The organism is Pseudomonas sp. LjRoot71 (assembly GCF_964253255.1).
Lineage (GTDB): Bacteria > Pseudomonadota > Gammaproteobacteria > Pseudomonadales > Pseudomonadaceae > Aquipseudomonas.
Map to the genome: position 1 here is coordinate 4,151,461 of NZ_CAXURA020000001.1, position 20,212 is coordinate 4,171,672.

The following is a 20,212-nucleotide window of genomic DNA, read 5'->3' on the forward strand; positions in this document are numbered from 1 at the left end:
GGGAATTACTCGCCAGGGTTTGCGTCAGGGGTGCAAGCAGGCTTGCCTGCTGCGTATTTAAGACTCGGGTCGACCAGGGCCGAAAAGCGCTTGAGTGCTTCTGAGCCTATCAACAACGGGTATTGGAATGCACTGCGGTCGGTCAAGTTCACTTCAATTGTGCGCAGGCTGTGACCCATGCAGACATCCATCTCGATCACCGGGCGCGCCGTGTAGGTTTTTTCTTCCTCTGGATCATAGTCGCCTGCACGCCGTTTGATCTTGCTGATCCGCGCCAGGGGGCGCTCGATCGGGCTGGTGTGGGCTTCGTCGATGGCCAGGTAGAAACGCACCCAGGTTTCCCCGTCGCGTTTGAAGCGTTTGATGTCACGGGCGCTGAGCGAGGCGGTCTTGGCGCCGGTGTCGAGTTTGGCGGCCAGCTTCAGGTCGAGGTCGAACAGGCGGACGTATTCATTAAGCCCATAGACTGTCTTCTCCGCGGCAAGGCTCAGGCCGGGGGCAAGTAGCAGGCATAGCAGCAGGAGGGCGGGCTTTAGTGTCATAAGTCCTGGCGGCATGGTGTTTATAAAGAAGAAAGCGTCCATGTGCCTGCCTGGTGGCCGGCAGGTCTGCTTCTGGAGTCTAGCAGGCACTCTGCAATTCCTCCGCGAGCGCCAAACGGGCGGCATTCTAACATGGGGTTTTTCAGTCCGGACAGGCGCTTATGGGCGTTTGTGCAAGTAAGGTCGCGTTGTTACTCGACTAAAGTCATTGCGAATATTGTCGACAGTTGTGTTGGTTTGTTTGACATGATTGCGCTTGAGGCGTAATTTTTCGGCATTGAATCAGTCTAGTGTCGACAATATGTTGGATGTCTCTGAGTCACTTGAAACGCTTCAGGAAGATTCTGAAACGCTTTCCGAGCAGGTTTTTCGGCGCATCCAGGCGGCCATCGTCAAGGGCGAGATTGCTCCGGGCAGCAAGATTTCCGAGCCGGAGTTGGCGCGAACCTATGGCATCAGCCGTGGTCCGCTGCGTGAGGCGATCCATCGCCTGGAAGGGCAGAAGTTACTGGTGCGGGTGCCGCATATCGGCGCGCGGGTGGTGTCGCTCAGCCATGCCGAGTTGATCGAGCTCTATGAAATTCGCGAATCCCTGGAAGGCATGGCCTGCCGCTTGGCTGCCGAGCGCATGACCCAGGCGGAGATTGACGAGTTACGCCAGGTGCTGAACCTGCATGAGCAGGACGCGGCCTTCAAGGCAGGCGTCGGCTACTACCAACAGGAAGGCGATTTCGATTTCCATTACCGCATCATCCAGGGCAGCGGTAACAAGACCCTGACTCAGATGCTCTGTGGCGAGCTCTATCAGTTGGTGCGCATGTACCGCCTGCAGTTCTCTGCGACGCCCAATCGGCCGCGACAGGCCTTTGCCGAACACCACCGTATTCTTGATGCCATCGCCGACCGAGACGGCGAGCTGGCCGAGTTATTGATGCGCCGCCATATCGGTGCGTCCAAACGCAATATCGAGCGCCATTTCTCCAGCAGCACGGGCGCACACACCAAGACAGCCAAACCACGAGGTGAGTCATGAGTCAGCTTTCCCCAGGCCAGCGTTTCCGTCAGGCGCTTGCCATCGAGTCGCCCTTGCAGGTAATCGGTGCGATCAATGCCAACCACGCCTTGCTGGCCAAACGCGCAGGTTTCAAGGCCATTTACCTGTCTGGTGGCGGGGTCGCGGCTGGTTCCCTCGGTTTGCCCGATCTGGGTATCAACACCCTGGATGACGTGCTCACCGACGTGCGCCGTATCACCGACGTCTGCGACCTGCCGCTGTTGGTGGATATCGATACGGGCTTTGGTCCCAGTGCCTTCAATATCGAACGCACCATCAAGAACCTGATCAAGGCCGGCGCGGCTGCCGCGCACATCGAGGATCAGGTCGGTGCCAAGCGCTGTGGCCACCGTCCGGGCAAGGAGATCGTTTCCTGCGAGGAAATGGTCGACCGCGTGCGCGCTGCCGCCGGTGCCAAGACCGATCCTGACTTCTTTCTGATTGCCCGCACCGACGCGATTCAAGCTGAGGGTGTAGACGCCGCCATCGAGCGCTGCCAGCGCTACGTGGAAGCCGGTGCCGACGGTATTTTCGCCGAGGCCGCCTATGACCTGCCGACCTACAAACGCTTCGTCGATGCGCTGAATGTGCCGGTACTGGCCAATATCACCGAATTCGGTGCCACGCCGTTGTTCAGCCGTGACGAGCTGGCTTCGGTCGGCGTGGCCATTCAGCTCTACCCGCTGTCGGCCTTCCGCGCCGCCAACAAGGCGGCAGAAAGTGTCTACACCTCGATTCGCCAGAACGGCCACCAGAAAGACGTGATCGAGCTGATGCAGACCCGTGCCGAGTTGTACGACCGCATCGGCTACCACGCCTTCGAGCAGAAACTCGACGCCCTGTTTGCCGCAAAAAAATAACAATGCATCAACCGGATTTGAGGAGATAAGCATGAGCGCAACCCCGGAAACCACACCAGGCTTCAAGCCGAAGAAATCCGTGGCCCTCTCTGGCACCGCCGCTGGCAACACCGCCCTGTGCACCGTCGGCCGTACTGGCAACGACCTGCACTACCGCGGCTATGACGTGCTGGATTTCGCCAACCGCTGCGAGTTCGAGGAAATCGCTCACCTGCTGGTCCATGGCAAGCTGCCCAACGTCGCTGAGCTGAACGCTTACAAGAGCAAACTCAAGGCCCTGCGCGGCATTCCGGCCGCCCTCAAGGCGTCACTGGAGCAACTGCCGCCATCGGCCCATCCGATGGATGTGATGCGCACCGCCGTGTCCGTGCTTGGCTGCGTGTCGCCGGAGAAGGACGACCACAATCATCCGGGCGCTCGTGACATCGCCGACAAGCTGATGGCCTCGCTGGGTTCCGCGCTGCTGTACTGGTACCACTTCAGCCACAATGGCAAGCGCATCGACGTGGAAACCGACGACGACTCAATCGGCGGCCACTTCCTGCATCTGTTGCATGGCGAGAAGCCGCGCGAGTCCTGGGTGCGCGCCATGCACACCTCGCTCAACCTGTATGCCGAGCACGAATTCAACGCCTCGACCTTCACCTCGCGGGTGATCGCCGGCACCGGTTCCGACATGTATTCCTGCATCGCCGGCGCCATCGGCGCGCTGCGCGGGCCGAAACACGGTGGCGCCAACGAAGTGGCCTTCGAGATCCAGAAGCGCTACGACAACCCGGACGAGGCCGAGGCCGATATCCGCGCCCGTGTGGAGAAGAAGGAAGTGGTGATCGGCTTCGGTCACCCGGTCTACACCGTGTCGGACCCGCGCAACAAGGTGATCAAGGAAGTGGCGCATGAGCTGTCGCTTGAACAGTCCAACACCAAGATGTACGACATCGCCGAGCGCCTGGAAACCATCATGTGGGACATCAAGAAGATGTTCCCCAACCTCGATTGGTTCAGCGCGGTCAGCTACCACATGATGGGTGTGCCCACCGCCATGTTCACTCCGCTGTTCGTCATTGCCCGCACTTCGGGTTGGTCTTCTCACGTCATCGAGCAGCGCATCGACGGCAAGATCATTCGTCCGAGCGCCAACTACACCGGCCCCGAAGACCTCAAGTTCGTGCCGCTCAAGGACCGCAAATAATGAGCAGCTCAGTCAACACTCAATACCGCAAGCCGCTCGTCGGCACCACGTTGGATTACTTCGACACCCGCGAGGCGGTCGATGCCATCGCCCCAGGCGCCTATGCCAAGCTGCCGTACACCAGCCGCGTACTGGCTGAGCAACTGGTGCGTCGTTGTGAGCCGGAAGCCCTGACCGATGCACTCAAGCAGCTGATTGAGCGCAAGCAGGAACTGGATTTCCCCTGGTATCCGGCGCGCGTGGTCTGCCACGACATCCTCGGCCAGACGGCCCTGGTCGATCTGGCCGGTTTGCGCGATGCCATCGCTGAGCAGGGCGGTGATCCGGCCAAGGTAAACCCGGTAGTGCCGACTCAGCTGATCGTCGACCACTCACTGGCTGTGGAATTCGGCGGTTTCGATCCGGATGCGTTCGAGAAGAACCGCGCGGTGGAAGAGCGCCGCAACGAAGACCGCTTCCACTTTATCGAATGGACCAAAACCGCGTTCAAAAACGTCGACGTGATCCCGGCCGGCAACGGCATCATGCACCAGATCAACCTGGAGAAAATGAGCCCGGTGATCCAGGCGCGCGGCGGCATTGCCTTCCCGGACACCTGCGTCGGCACCGACTCGCACACCCCGCATGTGGATGCCCTGGGCGTAATCGCCATCGGCGTTGGCGGCCTGGAAGCGGAAACCGTGATGCTCGGTTTGCCGTCGATGATGCGCCTGCCCGATATCGTCGGCGTCAAACTGACCGGTAAGCGCCAGCCTGGGATTACCGCCACCGATATCGTTCTGGCGCTGACCGAGTTTCTGCGCAAGGAGCGGGTGGTCGGGGCCTGGGTCGAGTTCTTCGGCGAGGGTGCGGACAGCCTGTCCATCGGCGATCGCGCGACCATCTCCAATATGTGCCCGGAATATGGCGCCACGGCGGCGATGTTCTATATCGACCAGCAGACCATCGACTACCTCAAACTCACCGGGCGTGAGCCGGAGCAGGTGGCCCTGGTTGAGCAGTACGCCAAGACCACCGGTCTGTGGGGCGATACCTTGGCCACTGCTGAATACGAGCGCGTGCTGAGCTTCGACCTGTCGACCGTGGTGCGCAACATGGCTGGCCCGAGCAACCCGCACAAGCGTCTACCGACTTCGGCACTTCACGAGCGTGGTATTGCTGACGAGGCCAAGTTGGCCGCCGGAAAGGTGGAAGAGGGCGAGGGCTTGATGCCGGATGGTGCGGTGATCATTGCTGCCATCACCAGCTGCACCAATACCTCCAACCCGCGTAACGTGGTGGCCGCCGGTTTGCTGGCGAAAAAAGCCAACGCACTGGGCCTGGTGCGCAAGCCGTGGGTCAAAACGTCGTTCGCGCCGGGTTCGAAAGTCGCCAAGCTGTATCTGGAAGAGGCTGGCCTGCTGAGCGAGCTGGAAAAACTTGGCTTCGGCATCGTCGCCTACGCCTGCACCACCTGTAACGGCATGTCCGGTGCGCTGGACCCGGTGATCCAGCAGGAAATCATCGACCGCGACCTGTACGCCACGGCGGTACTCTCCGGTAACCGCAACTTCGACGGGCGCATTCACCCGTATGCCAAGCAGGCCTTCCTCGCCTCGCCGCCGCTGGTGGTGGCCTACGCCATCGCCGGCACTGTGCGCTTCGATATCGAGCAGGATGTGCTGGGTTTTGATGCGAACGGCAAGCCGATCACCCTGAAAGATCTGTGGCCGAGCGACGAGGAGATCGACGCCATTGTCGCGGCCTCGGTGAAGCCTGAGCAGTTCAAGCAGATCTACATCCCGATGTTCGATCTGGGCGCCTTTGAAGAAGCCGAGAGCCCGCTGTACGACTGGCGTCCGCAGTCCACCTACATCCGTCGTCCGCCGTACTGGGAAGGCGCGTTGGCTGGCGAGCGCACGCTCAAGGGCATGCTCCCGCTGGCGATCCTGCCGGACAACATCACCACGGATCACCTGTCGCCCTCCAACGCCATCCTGCTGGACAGCGCTGCGGGCGAATACCTGCACAAAATGGGTTTGCCGGAAGAGGACTTCAACTCCTACGCGACTCATAGGGGGGACCATTTGACCGCGCAACGCGCTACGTTCGCCAACCCGCAACTGGTCAACGAAATGGCCGTGGTCGACGGCGCGGTGAAGAAAGGTTCGCTGGCTCGCGTCGAACCGGAAGGCAAGGTGATGCGCATGTGGGAAGCGATCGAAACCTACATGAACCGCAAGCAGAACCTGATCATCGTCGCTGGCGCCGATTACGGTCAGGGCTCGTCGCGCGATTGGGCGGCCAAGGGCGTGCGCCTGGCCGGTGTGGAAGTGATTGCCGCCGAAGGCTTCGAGCGTATCCACCGTACCAATCTGGTGGGCATGGGCGTGCTGCCGGTCGAGTTCAAGCCGGGTACCACCCGTCTGACCCTTGGCCTCGATGGCACTGAGACTTACGACATCCAGGGCGATGTATCGCCACGCTGCGACCTGACCCTGGTGGTCAATCGCCGTAATGGTGAAGTGGTCAAAGTGCCGGTGACCTGCCGTCTGGATACTGCCGCTGAAGTCCATGTGTACAAGGCGGGCGGTGTGCTGCAGCGCTTTGCTCAGGACTTCCTCGAGTCGACAGTAGCCGTTTAAACGCGATCCCGTAGGGTGCGCTGTGCGCGCCACAGGCAACGATGTTTGGGCCGGTGCGCACGGTGCACCCTACGGGTATCTCCGAATTGTTCAGGAGCGATTTCATGGCTTACGCCCCGCAAATCAAAATCCCCGCCACCTATATGCGCGGTGGCACGAGTAAGGGCGTGTTCTTCCGCCTGCAGGATCTGCCACCAAGCTGTCAGGTGCCAGGTGAGGCCCGTGACAAGCTGTTTATGCGAGTGATCGGCAGTCCCGATCCGTACAGCGCGCATATCGATGGCATGGGCGGCGCGACGTCTTCGACCTCCAAGTGCGTGATCCTGTCGAAAAGCAGTCAGCCCGATCACGATGTCGACTACCTCTACGGCCAGGTCTCCATCGACAAGGCCTTCGTCGACTGGAGCGGCAACTGCGGCAACCTGTCTACCGGTGCCGGTGCGTTTGCCATTCATGCCGGTCTGCTTGACCCTGCGCGTATCCCGGAAAACGGCGTGTGTGTGGTGCGTATCTGGCAGGCCAATATTCAGAAAACCATCATCGCCCATGTGCCGGTCAGCAATGGTCAGGTGCAGGAAACCGGCGACTTCGAGTTGGACGGGGTGACCTTCCCAGCGGCGGAAATCGTGCTGGAATTCCTTGATCCATCCGACGATGGCGAGGAAGGCGGCTCGATGTTCCCCACCGGCAATCTGGTCGACGACCTGGAAGTGCCGGGCGTCGGCACCTTCAAGGCGACCATGATCAGCGCCGGTATTCCCACCGTGTTCGTCAATGCCGAGGACATCGGCTATCAGGGCACCGAGCTGCGCGAGGCGATCAATGGCGATCCGGCACAGCTGGCGCGCTTCGAAAAGATTCGCGTGGCCGGCGCGTTGCGCATGGGCCTGATCAAGACGGCCGAAGAGGCATTGACTCGTCAGCACACGCCGAAGATCGCCTTCGTCAGTTCGCCCAAGTCCTACAAGGCTTCCAGTGGCAAAGAGATCGAGGCAGGTGAGGTGGACCTGCTGGTGCGTGCGCTGTCCATGGGCAAGCTGCACCACGCCATGATGGGTACCTGCGCGGTGGCCATCGGCACGGCGGCGGCTGTTCCGGGCACGCTGGTCAATCTTGCAGCGGGCGGTAGTGAACGTGAAGCGGTGCGCTTCGGTCATCCGTCCGGAACACTGCGGGTCGGCGCGCAGGCCAGGCAGGTTGACGGTCAGTGGACGGTGACCAAGGCCATCATGTCGCGTTCGGCGCGCATTCTGATGGAAGGCTGGGTGCGAGTGCCGGGGGATTCGTTCTGATCGGGTGATCTGGAAAAGGCTCGAAGTTGTCGGGCCTTTTCTTTATAGGTCAATGGGTTGTGCGGGTTACTTGAGGCGGCGTTCGACGCCTTTTTCCACCAGGATCTTGGCGGAGATTTCTTCCACCGAGAAATGCGTGGAATTGATGAAGTTGATGTTCTCGCGGCGGAACAGGTTTTCCACCTCGCGCACTTCAAACTCGCACTGGGCGTAGCTGGCGTAACGGCTGTTGGGCTTGCGTTCGTTGCGAATGGCGGTGAGCCGATCCGGGTCGATGGTCAGGCCGAACAGCTTGTCCTTGTAGGTCTTCAGCGCGGCTGGTAATTGCAGGCGCTCCATGTCGTCTTCGGTCAGCGGGTAATTGGCCGCGCGAATACCGTACTGCATGGCCATGTACAGGCAGGTGGGGGTTTTGCCGCAGCGCGATACGCCGACCAGGATCAGATCGGCCTTGTCGTAGTAATGGGTGCGCGCGCCATCGTCGTTGTCCAGGGCGAAGTTGACTGCCTCAATGCGCTCCATGTAGTTGGAGTTGTGGCCGATGGAGTGCGACTTGCCGACTGAGTAGGAGGAGTGCGAGGTCAGCTCTTGTTCGAGCGGGGCGAGAAAGGTCGAGAAAATATCGATCATGAAGCCTTCAGATTCAGCCAGGATGTCGCGGATGTCCTGGTTGACGATGGTGTCGAAGATGATCGGGCGAGAGCCGTCTTTCTCGGCGGCGCTGTTGATTTGTTGTACCATTGCGCGCGCTTTTTCCACACTGTCGATGTACGGCCGTGTGAGTTTGGTGAAGTCGATGGTTTCAAACTGTGCCAGCAAACTCTGGCCCAGGGTTTCGGCAGTAATGCCGGTGCCATCGGAGATGAAGAAAGCGGTTCGTTTCATTTGCGCCGTGGGCCTTAAGCTGAGGACGAATCTTGGCTATCATAGGCCCGCCTTTGCAGGGCCGATCTGGCCGGCATTGTTACTTATTTTCCAGGGCCAGGCCACAATCGAGCGGGCATGTATGCCGCCGAGCTTTCCCAGCCCCTTGAGCTTTTCCAACACCTTAGTGGAGAGATCACCTTGGTAGAGTACGTAGTTTCCCTCGATAAGCTCGGCAATCACGATGTTGAGCACGTAGGGGGCAAGAACGCCTCCCTGGGCGAGATGATCAGCAACCTGGCTGGTGCTGGTGTATCGGTGCCCGGTGGTTTCGCCACTACGGCTCAGGCCTACCGCGACTTTCTCGAGCAAAGCGGCCTTAACGCACAGATTCACGCTGCCCTCGACGCCCTTGATGTAGACGACGTCAATGCTCTGGCCAAGACCGGCGCGCAGATTCGCCAGTGGGTGATGGATGCGCCATTCCCGGCCGAGCTGGACAAGCAGATCCGTATCGCCTTTGCCGAAATGGCCGGCAGTAACGACAACATGGCCGTGGCCGTGCGTTCCTCCGCTACCGCCGAAGACCTGCCAGATGCCTCGTTTGCAGGTCAGCAGGAAACCTTCCTGAACATCCGTGGCGTGGACAACGTGATCCGCGCCGCCAAAGAGGTATTTGCCTCGCTGTTCAACGACCGCGCCATTGCCTACCGCGTGCACCAGGGCTTTGACCACAAACTGGTCGCCCTATCTGCAGGTGTGCAGCGCATGGTGCGTTCGGAAACCGGCACCGCCGGTGTGATGTTCACTCTGGATACCGAATCGGGCTTCCGCGACGTGGTGTTTATCACCGGCGCTTACGGCCTCGGCGAAACCGTGGTGCAGGGCGCGGTCAACCCTGACGAGTTCTATGTGCACAAGCAGACGCTGGAAGCCGGTCGCCCGGCCATCCTGCGCCGCAACCTGGGCAGCAAAGCCATTAAGATGATCTACGGCGACGAAGCCAAGGCCGGTAAATCGGTCAAGGTGGTGGATGTGGAGCGTGCCGAGCGTGCGCGTTTCTGCCTCAGCGATGCCGAAGTCAGCGAGCTGGCCAAGCAGGCCATGATCATCGAGAAACACTACGGTCGGCCGATGGACATCGAGTGGGCCAAAGACGGCGATGACAACAAGCTCTACATCGTCCAGGCCCGCCCGGAAACCGTGAAAAGCCGCGCCAGCGTCAATGTCATGGAGCGCTACCTGCTCAAGGAAACCGGCACCGTGCTGGTAGAAGGCCGCGCCATCGGGCAGAAGATCGGCGCCGGTAAGGTGCGGGTGATTCACGATGTATCGGAAATGGACAAGGTCCAGCCAGGTGACGTACTGGTTTCCGACATGACCGACCCGGATTGGGAGCCGGTGATGAAGCGCGCCAGCGCTATCGTCACCAACCGTGGCGGTCGTACCTGTCACGCCGCGATCATCGCTCGCGAACTGGGCATTCCTGCCGTCGTCGGTTGCGGCAACGCCACCCAGGTGCTTAAAGACGGCATGGGTGTGACGGTTTCCTGCGCCGAAGGCGACACCGGCTTTATCTTCGAAGGCGAGCTAGGTTTCGATATTCGCAAGAACTCGGTCGACGCCATGCCCGACCTGCCGTTCAAGATCATGATGAACGTCGGCAACCCGGATCGCGCCTTCGACTTCGCGCAACTGCCGAACGAAGGCGTGGGCCTGGCGCGTCTGGAATTCATCATCAACCGCATGATCGGTGTGCATCCCAAGGCGTTGCTGAACTTTGCCGGCCTGCCGCCAGAGATCAAGGACAGCGTTGAGAAGCGCATTGCCGGTTACGACGATCCGGTCAATTTCTACGTCGAGAAGCTGGTTGAGGGCATCAGCACCCTGGCCGCCGCGTTCTGGCCGAAGAAGGTCATCGTGCGTCTGTCGGACTTCAAGTCCAACGAATATGCCAACCTGATCGGCGGCAAGCTCTACGAGCCGGAAGAAGAGAACCCGATGCTCGGCTTCCGTGGCGCTTCGCGTTACATCAGCGAATCGTTCCGTGATTGCTTTGAACTGGAGTGCCGCGCACTGAAGAAAGTGCGCAACGAGATGGGCCTGACCAACGTCGAGATCATGGTGCCGTTCGTACGTACCCTCGGCGAAGCCTCGCAAGTGGTTGAGCTGCTGGCGAAGAATGGCCTGGCGCGCGGTCAGGATGGCCTCAAGGTCATCATGATGTGCGAACTACCGTCCAACGCCATTCTGGCCGAAGAGTTCCTTGAATTCTTCGATGGCTTCTCCATCGGCTCCAACGACCTGACTCAGCTGACCCTGGGGCTGGATCGTGACTCAGGCATCGTCGCCCATCTGTTCGATGAGCGTAACCCGGCGGTGAAGAAGCTGTTGAGCAATGCTATTCAGGCTTGTAACAAGGCTGGCAAGTACATCGGCATCTGCGGTCAGGGCCCATCGGACCACCCGGATCTGGCGCGCTGGCTGATGGAGCAGGGCATCGAAAGCGTGTCGTTGAACCCGGATTCGGTCCTCGATACCTGGTTCTTCCTGGCCGAAGGTCAAACATCGGTCTGATAGCGCTTTAAAATCTCTATTCAAGGGCGGGTTGATCCTGCCCTTTTTTACGCCAGAGAAAAAATGCAAAGCAGCAGTGAGCTTTTCCCCGTCGCCTTGATCAGCGCGGAGTTCCGCGGTGACCTGAGCGAGGATGTCTATCGCCTCAAACCCGGCAACAGCCCGGATAGCAGTGTCGAGTTGGCACTCACGCGTCTCGGACGGGCTGGGCATGAGCAGGAGCGCGGTGCTCCGGTGATCCTGATTCCAGGTAGTTTTTCCAATCGCCGCTTCTGGTATTCGCCCAAGTGCATTGGCCTGGGACCGTATCTGGCGCGCGCCGGTTTTGATGTGTGGATTGCCGAGATGCGCGGCCATGGCTTGTCGCCGCGCAACCGTGACTATCAGCGCAACACTGTTAGTGACTACGTACGCTATGACCTGCCGGCGATTGCCGATTTCGTCTATGAGCAGAACCCGCAAAAGGCCCATTGGCTGGGCCATTCCCTGGGTGGCATCACGCTTGCGGGCGGTTTGGGTGGGCACTATCTGGATCAGGCGAAAATTGCGTCCAGCGTGTTATTTGGCAGCCAGATCAGCCGTATCTACTGGCCGCTAAAGATTCCGCCAGTGGAGTGGGGCGGGCGTTTTCTGCTCAAGCGGTTTTCGGCCATTTCCGGCTCCCGTCTCAAGCGAGGCCCCGAGGATGAGCCGATTGGCCTGGCTGTCGAGAGCCTGCGTTGGCATGGTTTGTTTGGCCGTTTCGGTGATGCTGAGCGTGACTGGTGGGCGGGGCTGGCCGATGTGCGGGTACCGGTCATGGCAGTGGCTGCGCTGGGGGATAACCAGGACCCAGCCTGGGCCTGCGAGAAACTGCTGAAGCAGTTCGGTTCACCGCTGAGCGAATTTCTCTGTCTGGGCAAGAAGCATGGTTTCAGTGGCGATTTTGGCCATGTTGAAATGCTCGTCAGCAAAGAGGCGCAACGCGAGGTTTGGCCCCTGATCGAACAGTGGCTGCGCAAGAGCCCGCAGGTGGCTGCCGAGCTTGAACGTGCGGCGCTGGAGGGCGATAAAGGCGTTTGCGCAGAGTGAGCTTGCGGCTAGTATCGCGGCATTGTGCCGGTTGCGGCGTAAACATGAATCTGAACGGGCTGACGGCGGCATGTGTCAGTTCTGTATCGCTGTCAGTGATCGGCAGCAGCGCTTTTCCATCCAAGGAGTTTTGCCATGCACTACATCACCCCGGATCTGTGTGACGCCTACCCTGAGCTGGTTCAGGTAGTTGAGCCGATGTTCAGCAATTTTGGTGGTCGCGATTCCTTTGGTGGCGAGATTGTCACCATCAAGTGTTTCGAGGACAACTCGCTGGTTAAGGAGCAGGTCGATCAGCCGGGCAAGGGCAAGGTGCTGGTAGTAGATGGTGGTGCCTCCATGCGCCGTGCACTGCTGGGCGACATGCTTGCCGAAAAGGCCGCGAAGAACGGCTGGGAAGGCATTGTGGTGTACGGCTGTGTGCGAGACGTTGATGTGTTGGCGCAGACTGATCTGGGCATTCAGGCCCTGGCCAGTCATCCGATGAAAACCGACAAGCGTGGCATCGGTGATCTGAATGTTGCGGTGACGTTTGGTGGTGTGACCTTCCGTCCGGGTGAATTCATCTACGCCGACAACAATGGCGTGATCATTTCGCCATCTGCTCTGCAAATGCCGGAGTAAGGGGTTTTGCAGGAAACCGTCATGCGTGAGGAAGACAACGCGCAGTGGGGGCTGGTGCATGCCTTCGTCCTCAATGGTCAGGGCGGGGCACGCAGCATCACCCGCCAGGAGCTGCAGGGGCTTGAGCTGCGTGAGCAGGAAAGCCTGTGGCTGCACTGGGACCGGGGGCATCCGCATACGCACAGCTGGCTGCGCGCTGAAAGCGGGCTGAACGAGTTCGCCTGCAATCTGCTACTGGAGGAAAACACCCGGCCACGGCTGCTGGCGCTGCCCGAGCAGCAGTTGCTGCTTTTTCTGCGGGGTTTGAACCTCAATCCTGGCGCCGAACCGGAAGACATGGTGTCGGTGCGTATCTTTGCCGATGCGCAGCGTGCAATTTCTCTGCGTCTGCGGCCATTGATGGCCACCGAAGCCCTGATCGAAGACCTGCTGGCCGGGCGCGGGCCGAAAACCTCGGCAGAGCTGGTTCTGCGCCTGGCGCATTACCTGACGGACAAGATCGAACTGTTGATTGGTGAGCTCTCCGAGCAGATCGATGAGCAGGAAGAACTCGCCGATGCTGAGCAGACCAGCACGCTGGATCACACCGAGTTGCTGCAGATGCGCCGACGTGCAGCCAGCCTGCGGCGTTTTCTGGCGCCGCAGCGTGACATCTACGGACAACTGACGGCCAGTGCCCAGGCCTGGTTTGTCGGCGGCGACAGCAGCTACTGGAATGAGCTGAATAACCGCCTGACCCGTTATCTGGAAGAGCTGGAGCTCAGCCGCGAGCGCGTCAGCCTGCTGCTGGAAGCCGAAAACCGGCGCATGGATGAGCGGATGAACCGCACCATGTACCGCTTCGGCATCATCACCGGGATATTCCTGCCGATGAGCTTTCTCACCGGGCTGCTGGGGATCAACGTCGGTGGTATTCCCGGCTCGGAAAGCCCTCACGGTTTTCTGCTGGCCTGCTCGCTGATGGCCGTTGTAGCACTGGGACAGTGGCTGTTGTTTCGCCGCTTGCGCTGGATCTGATGTGACTTGCTCTGTTTATGCCTCGTCTAGCCGTCACATCCTGTGAGGTGCGCCATGCACGATCCGTTTGAAGAATCACTGCGCGATTTGCTCAAGTCACCCACCTCGAGCCACGATGATGATGCCTGCCTGCATCGCGTGCTGAAGACCGCCAATCGCCAGGTCGGCGCGGGTGACCTGTTCGCCCTGATGGGCCACTGGCTGAGTGCGCTGATGATTGCCCTGAATAACGGCTCGGCACATGTTGCCCCTGTTTCACGCCGCAAACCCTCAATTCGTTCGACTGATAAGGCTGACTGAGCATGGAATTTACTCAAGTTCTGGTTGATGCGATGGCCAGCGTGTGGACCCCGATTGCCGCCTTTATCCCGCGCCTGTTCGGTGCCATGGTGGTGGTACTGTTGGGTTTCGTGGTGGCCAAGTTCCTCGACACCCTGTTGTCGAAATTGCTCGGCAAGATCGGCCTGGATCGCCTGATGGCGGGCACTGGCCTGACCAAGTTGCTGAGCCGCGCTGGCATTCAGGTGCCGGTATCGACCCTGATCGGCAAGATCGTCTACTGGTTCGTGCTGTTGATCTTCCTGGTTACCGCTGCCGAGTCCCTGGGTCTTGAGCGGGTTTCCGCAACCCTCGATGTGCTGGCCTTGTACCTGCCGAAAGTGTTCGGTGCTGCTCTGGTGCTGCTGGCGGGTGTATTACTGGCGCAACTGGTCAGTGGCCTGGTACGCGGTGCGGCGGAAGGTGTCGGCCTGGATTACGCCAACGGTTTGGGGCGTATTGCCCAAGGCCTGGTGATCATCATCAGCATCTCGGTGGCCATCGGCCAGTTGGAGGTCAAGACTGACCTGCTCAACAACGTGATCGCCATCGTGCTGATTTCCGTGGGCCTCGCAGTGGCGCTGGCCCTGGGGCTGGGGAGCCGCGATATCGCCAGCCAGATTCTGGCGGGTATTTATGTGCGCGAGTTGTATGAAGTTGGGCAACAAGTGCAGATCGGTGCGGTCGAAGGGCAGATCGAGGAGATCGGAACGGTCAAGACCACCCTGCTGACGGAAGCGGGCGAGCTGGTTTCAGTGGCCAACCGTACTTTGCTCGAGCAGCAGGTAAGCAGCCGCTAAGGCCAATCCCTGTTATTGTATGCGGCCAATCCGCAGCCTGATTCAGGGCTGCGCTGGCTTTTGTCCTGACTGTCGGCCCGACTCGTTTTGAATAAAGCCCACTCTGCGTCTCTACGCTACGACCCCCGCGAGCTCTCGGATGAAGAGTTGGTGGCGCGTGCGCATGACGAGTTATTCCACATAACCCGTGCCTATGAAGAATTGATGCGCCGTTATCAGCGCACCTTGTTCAATGTGTGCGCGCGTTATTTGGGTAACGAGCGTGACGCTGATGATGTCTGCCAGGAAGTAATGCTCAAGGTCTTATATGGCCTGAAGAACTTTGAGGGTAAGTCGAAGTTCAAAACCTGGCTGTACAGCATTACCTATAACGAATGTATTACCCAATATCGCAAAGAGCGGCGTAAACGTCGCCTTATTGACGCCTTAAGTTTGGACCCGCTTGAAGAAGCCTCCGAAGAAAAGACGCCAAAGACCGAGGATAAGGGCGGTCTCGATCGTTGGCTGGTGCACGTCAATCCGATTGATCGGGAAATTCTGGTGCTACGTTTTGTCGCAGAGCTGGAGTTTCAGGAGATTGCCGACATCATGCACATGGGCTTGAGCGCTACGAAAATGCGCTATAAGCGAGCACTCGATCGGCTACGCGATAAATTTTCTGACAATCCCGAAACTTAGTTGGAATAAAGACGTCATAGTTAGCGGTTAATTCTGGTAGAATTGCCGGCTGAGTTGTCTTGTGTCTGTCAGACAACTTACTGACCACCAAGATAGGGATTCTCGTAATGAAATTGAAAAACACTCTAGGCGCTGTAATTGGCTCGCTGCTGGCCACCTCTTCCCTGAGCGCTCTCGCTCAAGGCCAAGGCGCTGTAGAAGTGGAGGGTTTCGCCAAGAAGGAAATCTTCGACAGCGCCCGTGACTTCAAAAACAACGGCAACCTGTTCGGCGGTAGCATTGGTTACTACCTGACTGACGACGTTGAACTGCGCCTGAGCTACGACGAAGTGCACAACGCACGTGGTGAAGATGGCCGCAACATCAAGGGTTCGAACACCGCTCTGGATGCGCTGTACCACTTCAATAACGCTGGCGACGCACTGCGTCCTTACGTTTCCGCTGGCTTCTCCGATCAGAGCATCGGTCAGTCCGGTCGTAACGGTCGCAACGGTTCCACCTTCGCCAACGTTGGTGGCGGTGCCAAGTACTACTTCACTGACAACTTCTACGCCCGTGCTGGCGTTGAAGCTCAGTACAACATCGACCAGGGCGACACCGAGTGGGCTCCAAGCGTCGGTATCGGCATGAACTTCGGTGGCGGCAGCAAGCCGGCTCCAGTCGTTGCGCCTGCTCCTGAGCCGATCCCAGAGCCAGTTGCTGCTGCTGAAGAGCCGCTGGAACTGGTGCGTGTTGAGCTGGACGTGAAGTTCGACTTCGACAAGGCTCAGGTCAAGCCAGAAAGCTATGGCGACATCAAGAACCTGGCTGACTTCATGAAGCAGTATCCGCAGACCACCACCGTGGTTGAAGGTCACACTGACTCCAAAGGCAGCGACGCCTACAACCAGAAACTGTCCGAGCGTCGCGCCAGCGCTGTTCGTGACGTCCTGGTCAACCAGTACGGCGTAGAAGCTTCCCGTGTTAACGCTGCTGGCTACGGTGAGTCCCGTCCGGTTGCTGACAACGCTACCGACGCAGGCCGTGCTGTTAACCGCCGCGTAGAAGCTGAAGTAGAAGCTCAGATCAAGCAGTAATCGATCTGGCTGCAGAGAAACCCGGCTTCGGCCGGGTTTTTTTATGCCTGTGATAGTGGTGCCAGATGCGAGGAATAAAAAAAGCCCGCGGGTAGCGGGCGAGGGGAACTTCGCAGGAGCGCGAAGCGGTTAGGCACTGATCGCAGCGAGCTGCGTATGAGGTTGTGCGGCCACGTCGCCAATCACAAGGATGGCCGGGCTTTTCAGGCGGAAGTCGTGTGCGGCTTGTTGCATGTTTGCCAGGCTGCTGCGGCATTCGCGCTGTTCAGGCAGTGAGGCGTTCTCGATCATGGCCACCGGCATGTCATTGCGCATACCTGCGGTCAGCAGGCTTTCGCGGATTTCCGGCAGCTTGGCCACGCCCATATACACCACCAGGGTGGTGCCACTCTGCGCCAAGGCACTCCAGTTCAGGCTGCTGTCGTCCTGGGTGTGGGCGGTGACCAGGGTTACGCCACGGGCGACGCCGCGCAGGGTTAGAGGAATGCCGCAATTGGTCGCACCGGCTAAACCTGCGGTAATGCCGTTGACCATTTCCACTTCTATACCATGCTGGCTCAACCAGTCAGCTTCCTCGCTGCCACGGCCGAAGATGCACGGGTCGCCACCTTTCAGGCGTACCACGCACTTGTCCTGGCGTGCATAGCGCAGCATCAGGCGATGGATAAAGGCTTGTGGCGTGGAGCGGCAACCGCCGCGTTTGCCCACCGGCATGATGCGCGCGGTTGGGCAGTGCTCCAGCACGGCCGGGTTGACCAGATCGTCGATCATCACGATGTCGGCCTGATTCAGGGCCTTGACCGCCTTGAGGGTCAGCAATTCCGGATCACCGGGGCCTGCGCCTACCAGCCAGACTTTTGCGTTCATATCGGATACCTCTAGGCGTTGACGGCGACCGGCTGGGTGGCCAGCAGGCGCTTGATTTCGGGGATGCAGGAACCGCAGCTGGTGCCGCATTTCAGCTCCCGCTTGAGGCCATTCAGGTCGAGACCGCGTTTGATGCCGGCGCACACCGCCGCTTCACTGACGTTGAGGCAGTTGCACAGGGTCTTGCTGGCAGTTTTGGTACTGGCACTGCCCGGTGGGGTCGACACCGGGGCGAGCAGCCAGCGGCGCAGATCGGCATCTGCCTGACCATCGCTCCACAGGGTTTTCAACCAGTCACGGGCGGCGGTTTCACCGGCCAGGCGGATCGCGGTAATGCGCCCATCTTCAATGCGTACGCGCTTGCCGACGGCTTTGCGTGGGTCGTCATAGGCCAGCACCGGGCCTTTATTCAGGCCCAACAAACGGTCGATCTGTGCCAGCAGTTCTGCCTCGGGTGCCACCGCGCAAGCGGCGCGGATCAGCAGAGCGGGGCGCTCGCGCCCGGTGAGGGCCAGGTTGGCGTAGGCAAACTCTTCGAACAACGGGCGCAATGCCTCGAAGCGGGCCTGCACATCGCCTTCGACCAGGGCAAAGAAACTCCAGGGCAAGTCGACCTTTTCCACTTCGATGCCGGCATGTTTCAGTTCCGGCTGTTTGGACAGCGGATCGAACGCCGGCTGGGTCAGCACGTTGGTGCCCAGGCCCTTGAGAAAACGGTTGCCCCAGTGCATGGGCATATACGCCTGGCCGCTGCGGATCGACTCGTCGGCCACTACCGGGACGATCAGGCTGCCACGGCGGCTGCGCACCTTGATCAGGTCGCCACTTTGCAGGCGACGCCGGCGCAGTTCGTCCGGATGCAGGCTGAGTAGCGCTTCCGGGGCGTGGCCGAACAGTTGCGCGGCCGAGCCAGTGCGGCTCATGCCATGCCACTGGTCACGCAGGCGGCCGGTGTTGAGGGTCAGGGAATAACGCGTCTCGCGTTTTTCCTTGGCGGCACGGAACGGCTCGGCATGAAACTGCGCGCGGCCGTTTGCCGTCGGGAACTGGCCATCGCCATACAGGCGCGCAGTACCCTGGGTAGCGCCGGCCGGAAACGGCCATTGCTGGGGGCCTTGGTTATCCAGAATCGCGTAGCTCAGCCCGGAAAGGTCGAGATCGCGTTTGGCAGTCAGGTGTTTGTACTCCTCGAACAGCGCGCTAGCGCTGTCGAAGGCGAACAGGCTGGGCAGGCCGGGGCGGAGCAGTTGTTCTAAACGGCGGGCGAAATCCGTGGTGATCGCCCAGTCCGGCCGCGCCTCGGCGGGCGCTGGCACGGCGCGGCGCACATGGGTAATGCGCCGCTCGGAGTTGGTCACGCTGCCTTCTTTTTCGCCCCAGCTGGCAGCCGGCAGCAGCAGGTCGGCGTAGTGGCAGGTCTCGGTGGTGAAGAAGGCTTCCTGCACGACGACAAAGGGGCAGGTGGCCAGGGCTTCATGCACCTTGGTCTGGTCTGGCAAGGACTGCGCCGGGTTGGTGCAGGCGATCCACAGCGCCTTGATCTGCCCGACACGCACGGCTTCGAACAGCTCGACAGCGCTCAACCCGGTGCTGTCTGGCAACGCATCGACGCCCCAATAACGGGCCACTTCGTCGCGGTGCTGGGCATTGGCGGCTTCACGGTGGCCCGGCAGCAGGTTGCTCAGGCTGCCGGTTTCGCGGCCGCCCATGGCATTCGGCTGGCCGGTGAGGGAGAACGGGCCGCTGCCGGGTTTGCCGATCTGCCCGGTGGCCAGGTGAAGGTTGATCAGCGCGCTGTTCTTGGCGCTGCCAGCGGTGGACTGGTTAAGGCCCATGCACCACAGCGAGAGAAAACTCGGTGCCTGGCCGATCAGATGGGCGCACTGTTGCAGACTTTCCACGCTGATGCCGCACAGCTCGCTGACCATCTGCGGGTTATAGGCGTGCACCAGGGTTTTCAGGGCGTCGAAGCCTTCGGTATGGGCGTCGATATAGCGGCGGTCGATCCAGCCTTCCCACATCAGGATATGCAGGATGCCGTGAAACAGGGCCACGTCGCTGCCGGGCAGGATCGCCAGGTGCAGATCGGCCAGGTCGCAGGTGTCGGTGCGCCGTGGGTCGATGACGATGACCTTCATCTGCGGGCGCTTGGCCTTGGCTTCTTCCAGGCGGCGGAACAGCACCGGATGGGCGTAGGCCATGTTGGAGCCGGCGATCAGCACGCAATCGCTCTGCTCGATGTCCTCGTAGTTGCACGGAGGCGCGTCGGCACCCAGGCTGCGCTTATAGCCCACTACTGCCGAACTCATGCACAGGCGCGAATTGCTGTCGATATTGTTGGTTCCCACCAACGCTCTCGCCAGCTTGTTAAAGGCGTAGTAATCCTCGGTCAGCAGTTGCCCGGAGATATAGAAGGCCACGCTGTCGGGGCCGTGTTCGCGGATGGTCTCGGCGAATACGTTGGCGGCGTGATCCAGGGCGCTGTCCCAGTCCGTACGCGAACGCGCCAGGGTCTTGCCCAGACGCAGTTCGGGATAGAGGGCACGGGCGTCGAGGTCGCCGGTCAGGTGCAGGCTTGCGCCCTTGCTGCAGAGTTTACCGAGGTTGGCCGGGTGGCTGGGATCGCCTGCGACGCCAAGAATCTTCTCGCCGTCGTGTTCGATCAGCACGCCGCAGCCGACACCGCAGTAGCAGCAGGTCGAAGCGGTGATTTGATTGGCCATGGCCGTTTCTCCGTGTGTAGGCGCGGATCGCTC

At 60.1% G+C, this 20,212-nt stretch carries 17 protein-coding genes; 13 read left to right on the forward strand and 4 right to left on the reverse strand.

Features of this window, described 5'->3' with window-relative positions; all coding sequences use genetic code 11:
* Positions 1 to 5 precede the first annotated feature (5 nt).
* Positions 6 to 542 carry an ATP-dependent zinc protease family protein gene (locus ACSQ17_RS19625; RefSeq protein WP_233685224.1) on the reverse strand — a complete coding sequence of 179 codons (537 nt, stop codon included), beginning with the start codon at positions 540 to 542 and terminating at the stop codon, positions 6 to 8.
* 301 nt (positions 543 to 843) lie between these two features.
* Here ACSQ17_RS19625 and ACSQ17_RS19630 point away from each other — a divergent pair, with 301 nt between their 5' ends.
* The 5 genes from ACSQ17_RS19630 to prpF all read left to right on the forward strand — a co-directional run bounded on the left by ACSQ17_RS19630 (position 844) and on the right by prpF (position 7,564).
* Complete coding sequence (locus ACSQ17_RS19630; protein WP_436070197.1) at positions 844 to 1,575, forward strand: GntR family transcriptional regulator; 732 nt, start codon at positions 844 to 846, stop codon at positions 1,573 to 1,575.
* Complete coding sequence (prpB, locus tag ACSQ17_RS19635; RefSeq protein ID WP_436070198.1) at positions 1,572 to 2,456, forward strand: methylisocitrate lyase; 885 nt, start codon at positions 1,572 to 1,574, stop codon at positions 2,454 to 2,456. Before ACSQ17_RS19630 ends, prpB begins: the two co-directional genes overlap by 4 nt.
* A gap of 31 nt (positions 2,457 to 2,487) precedes the next feature.
* Positions 2,488 to 3,648, forward strand: coding sequence for a bifunctional 2-methylcitrate synthase/citrate synthase (gene prpC / locus ACSQ17_RS19640; protein WP_436070199.1), 1,161 nt, complete (start codon positions 2,488 to 2,490; stop codon positions 3,646 to 3,648).
* On the forward strand, positions 3,648 to 6,272 hold the full coding sequence (acnD, locus tag ACSQ17_RS19645; protein WP_436070200.1) for a Fe/S-dependent 2-methylisocitrate dehydratase AcnD: 2,625 nt from the start codon (positions 3,648 to 3,650) through the stop codon (positions 6,270 to 6,272). The genes prpC and acnD overlap by 1 nt, the downstream gene beginning before the upstream one ends.
* 104 nt (positions 6,273 to 6,376) lie before the next feature.
* Entirely contained in the window at positions 6,377 to 7,564 is a 1,188-nt protein-coding gene (gene prpF, locus ACSQ17_RS19650) for a 2-methylaconitate cis-trans isomerase PrpF (RefSeq protein WP_170049520.1), read from the forward strand.
* 66 nt (positions 7,565 to 7,630) lie between these two features.
* Here the strand turns inward: prpF and ppsR are convergent, their stop codons facing one another.
* Entirely contained in the window at positions 7,631 to 8,449 is an 819-nt protein-coding gene (gene ppsR / locus ACSQ17_RS19655; protein WP_436070201.1) for a posphoenolpyruvate synthetase regulatory kinase/phosphorylase PpsR, read from the reverse strand.
* A 180-nt stretch (positions 8,450 to 8,629) separates the two neighbouring features.
* On the opposite strand from ppsR, the gene ppsA reads away from it, so the two are divergent.
* The 8 genes from ppsA to ACSQ17_RS19695 all read left to right on the forward strand — a co-directional run bounded on the left by ppsA (position 8,630) and on the right by ACSQ17_RS19695 (position 16,589).
* On the forward strand, positions 8,630 to 11,005 hold the full coding sequence (ppsA, locus tag ACSQ17_RS19660; RefSeq protein ID WP_436070202.1) for a phosphoenolpyruvate synthase: 2,376 nt from the start codon (positions 8,630 to 8,632) through the stop codon (positions 11,003 to 11,005).
* A gap of 63 nt (positions 11,006 to 11,068) precedes the next feature.
* The gene (locus ACSQ17_RS19665; protein WP_436070203.1) at positions 11,069 to 12,076 is read left to right on the forward strand and encodes an alpha/beta fold hydrolase; all 1,008 of its coding nucleotides are present in this window, start codon (positions 11,069 to 11,071) and stop codon (positions 12,074 to 12,076) included.
* Positions 12,077 to 12,211: 135 nt separating this feature from the next.
* Positions 12,212 to 12,700, forward strand: coding sequence for a ribonuclease E activity regulator RraA (rraA, locus tag ACSQ17_RS19670; protein ID WP_233685127.1), 489 nt, complete (start codon positions 12,212 to 12,214; stop codon positions 12,698 to 12,700).
* A 21-nt stretch (positions 12,701 to 12,721) separates the two neighbouring features.
* Positions 12,722 to 13,717, forward strand: a complete 996-nt coding sequence (locus ACSQ17_RS19675; protein WP_436070204.1) for a zinc transporter ZntB — start codon at positions 12,722 to 12,724, stop codon at positions 13,715 to 13,717.
* A gap of 54 nt (positions 13,718 to 13,771) precedes the next feature.
* Entirely contained in the window at positions 13,772 to 14,017 is a 246-nt protein-coding gene (locus ACSQ17_RS19680) for a CrfX protein (RefSeq protein WP_233685125.1), read from the forward strand.
* A gap of 2 nt (positions 14,018 to 14,019) precedes the next feature.
* Positions 14,020 to 14,835 (forward strand): mechanosensitive ion channel family protein, encoded by an 816-nt coding sequence (locus ACSQ17_RS19685; RefSeq protein WP_233685124.1) that lies wholly within the window; start codon positions 14,020 to 14,022, stop codon positions 14,833 to 14,835.
* 87 nt (positions 14,836 to 14,922) lie between these two features.
* Positions 14,923 to 15,513, forward strand: a complete 591-nt coding sequence (sigX, locus tag ACSQ17_RS19690; protein WP_436070205.1) for an RNA polymerase sigma factor SigX — start codon at positions 14,923 to 14,925, stop codon at positions 15,511 to 15,513.
* A 107-nt stretch (positions 15,514 to 15,620) separates the two neighbouring features.
* Positions 15,621 to 16,589, forward strand: a complete 969-nt coding sequence (locus tag ACSQ17_RS19695; protein WP_436070206.1) for an OmpA family protein — start codon at positions 15,621 to 15,623, stop codon at positions 16,587 to 16,589.
* A gap of 129 nt (positions 16,590 to 16,718) precedes the next feature.
* Here the strand turns inward: ACSQ17_RS19695 and cobA are convergent, their stop codons facing one another.
* Both cobA and ACSQ17_RS19705 read right to left on the reverse strand, forming a co-directional pair.
* Positions 16,719 to 17,456 carry a uroporphyrinogen-III C-methyltransferase gene (cobA, locus tag ACSQ17_RS19700; protein WP_436070207.1) on the reverse strand — a complete coding sequence of 246 codons (738 nt, stop codon included), beginning with the start codon at positions 17,454 to 17,456 and terminating at the stop codon, positions 16,719 to 16,721.
* Positions 17,457 to 17,467: 11 nt separating this feature from the next.
* Positions 17,468 to 20,179 (reverse strand): nitrate reductase, encoded by a 2,712-nt coding sequence (locus ACSQ17_RS19705; RefSeq protein WP_436070208.1) that lies wholly within the window; start codon positions 20,177 to 20,179, stop codon positions 17,468 to 17,470.
* Positions 20,180 to 20,212 lie beyond the last annotated feature (33 nt).

Bases quoted from the DNA above. Each gene is read 5' to 3' on its own strand.
- ACSQ17_RS19625 (WP_233685224.1), bottom strand. From the start codon at position 542: ATGACACTAAAGCCCGCCCTCCTGCTGCTATGCCTGCTACTTGCCCCC.
- ACSQ17_RS19630 (WP_436070197.1), top strand. From the start codon at position 844: ATGTTGGATGTCTCTGAGTCACTTGAAACGCTTCAGGAAGATTCTGAA.
- prpB (WP_436070198.1), top strand. From the start codon at position 1,572: ATGAGTCAGCTTTCCCCAGGCCAGCGTTTCCGTCAGGCGCTTGCCATC.
- prpC (WP_436070199.1), top strand. From the start codon at position 2,488: ATGAGCGCAACCCCGGAAACCACACCAGGCTTCAAGCCGAAGAAATCC.
- acnD (WP_436070200.1), top strand. From the start codon at position 3,648: ATGAGCAGCTCAGTCAACACTCAATACCGCAAGCCGCTCGTCGGCACC.
- prpF (WP_170049520.1), top strand. From the start codon at position 6,377: ATGGCTTACGCCCCGCAAATCAAAATCCCCGCCACCTATATGCGCGGT.
- ppsR (WP_436070201.1), bottom strand. From the start codon at position 8,449: ATGAAACGAACCGCTTTCTTCATCTCCGATGGCACCGGCATTACTGCC.
- ACSQ17_RS19665 (WP_436070203.1), top strand. From the start codon at position 11,069: ATGCAAAGCAGCAGTGAGCTTTTCCCCGTCGCCTTGATCAGCGCGGAG.
- rraA (WP_233685127.1), top strand. From the start codon at position 12,212: ATGCACTACATCACCCCGGATCTGTGTGACGCCTACCCTGAGCTGGTT.
- ACSQ17_RS19675 (WP_436070204.1), top strand. From the start codon at position 12,722: ATGCGTGAGGAAGACAACGCGCAGTGGGGGCTGGTGCATGCCTTCGTC.
- ACSQ17_RS19680 (WP_233685125.1), top strand. From the start codon at position 13,772: ATGCACGATCCGTTTGAAGAATCACTGCGCGATTTGCTCAAGTCACCC.
- ACSQ17_RS19685 (WP_233685124.1), top strand. From the start codon at position 14,020: ATGGAATTTACTCAAGTTCTGGTTGATGCGATGGCCAGCGTGTGGACC.
- ACSQ17_RS19695 (WP_436070206.1), top strand. From the start codon at position 15,621: ATGAAATTGAAAAACACTCTAGGCGCTGTAATTGGCTCGCTGCTGGCC.
- cobA (WP_436070207.1), bottom strand. From the start codon at position 17,456: ATGAACGCAAAAGTCTGGCTGGTAGGCGCAGGCCCCGGTGATCCGGAA.
- ACSQ17_RS19705 (WP_436070208.1), bottom strand. From the start codon at position 20,179: ATGGCCAATCAAATCACCGCTTCGACCTGCTGCTACTGCGGTGTCGGC.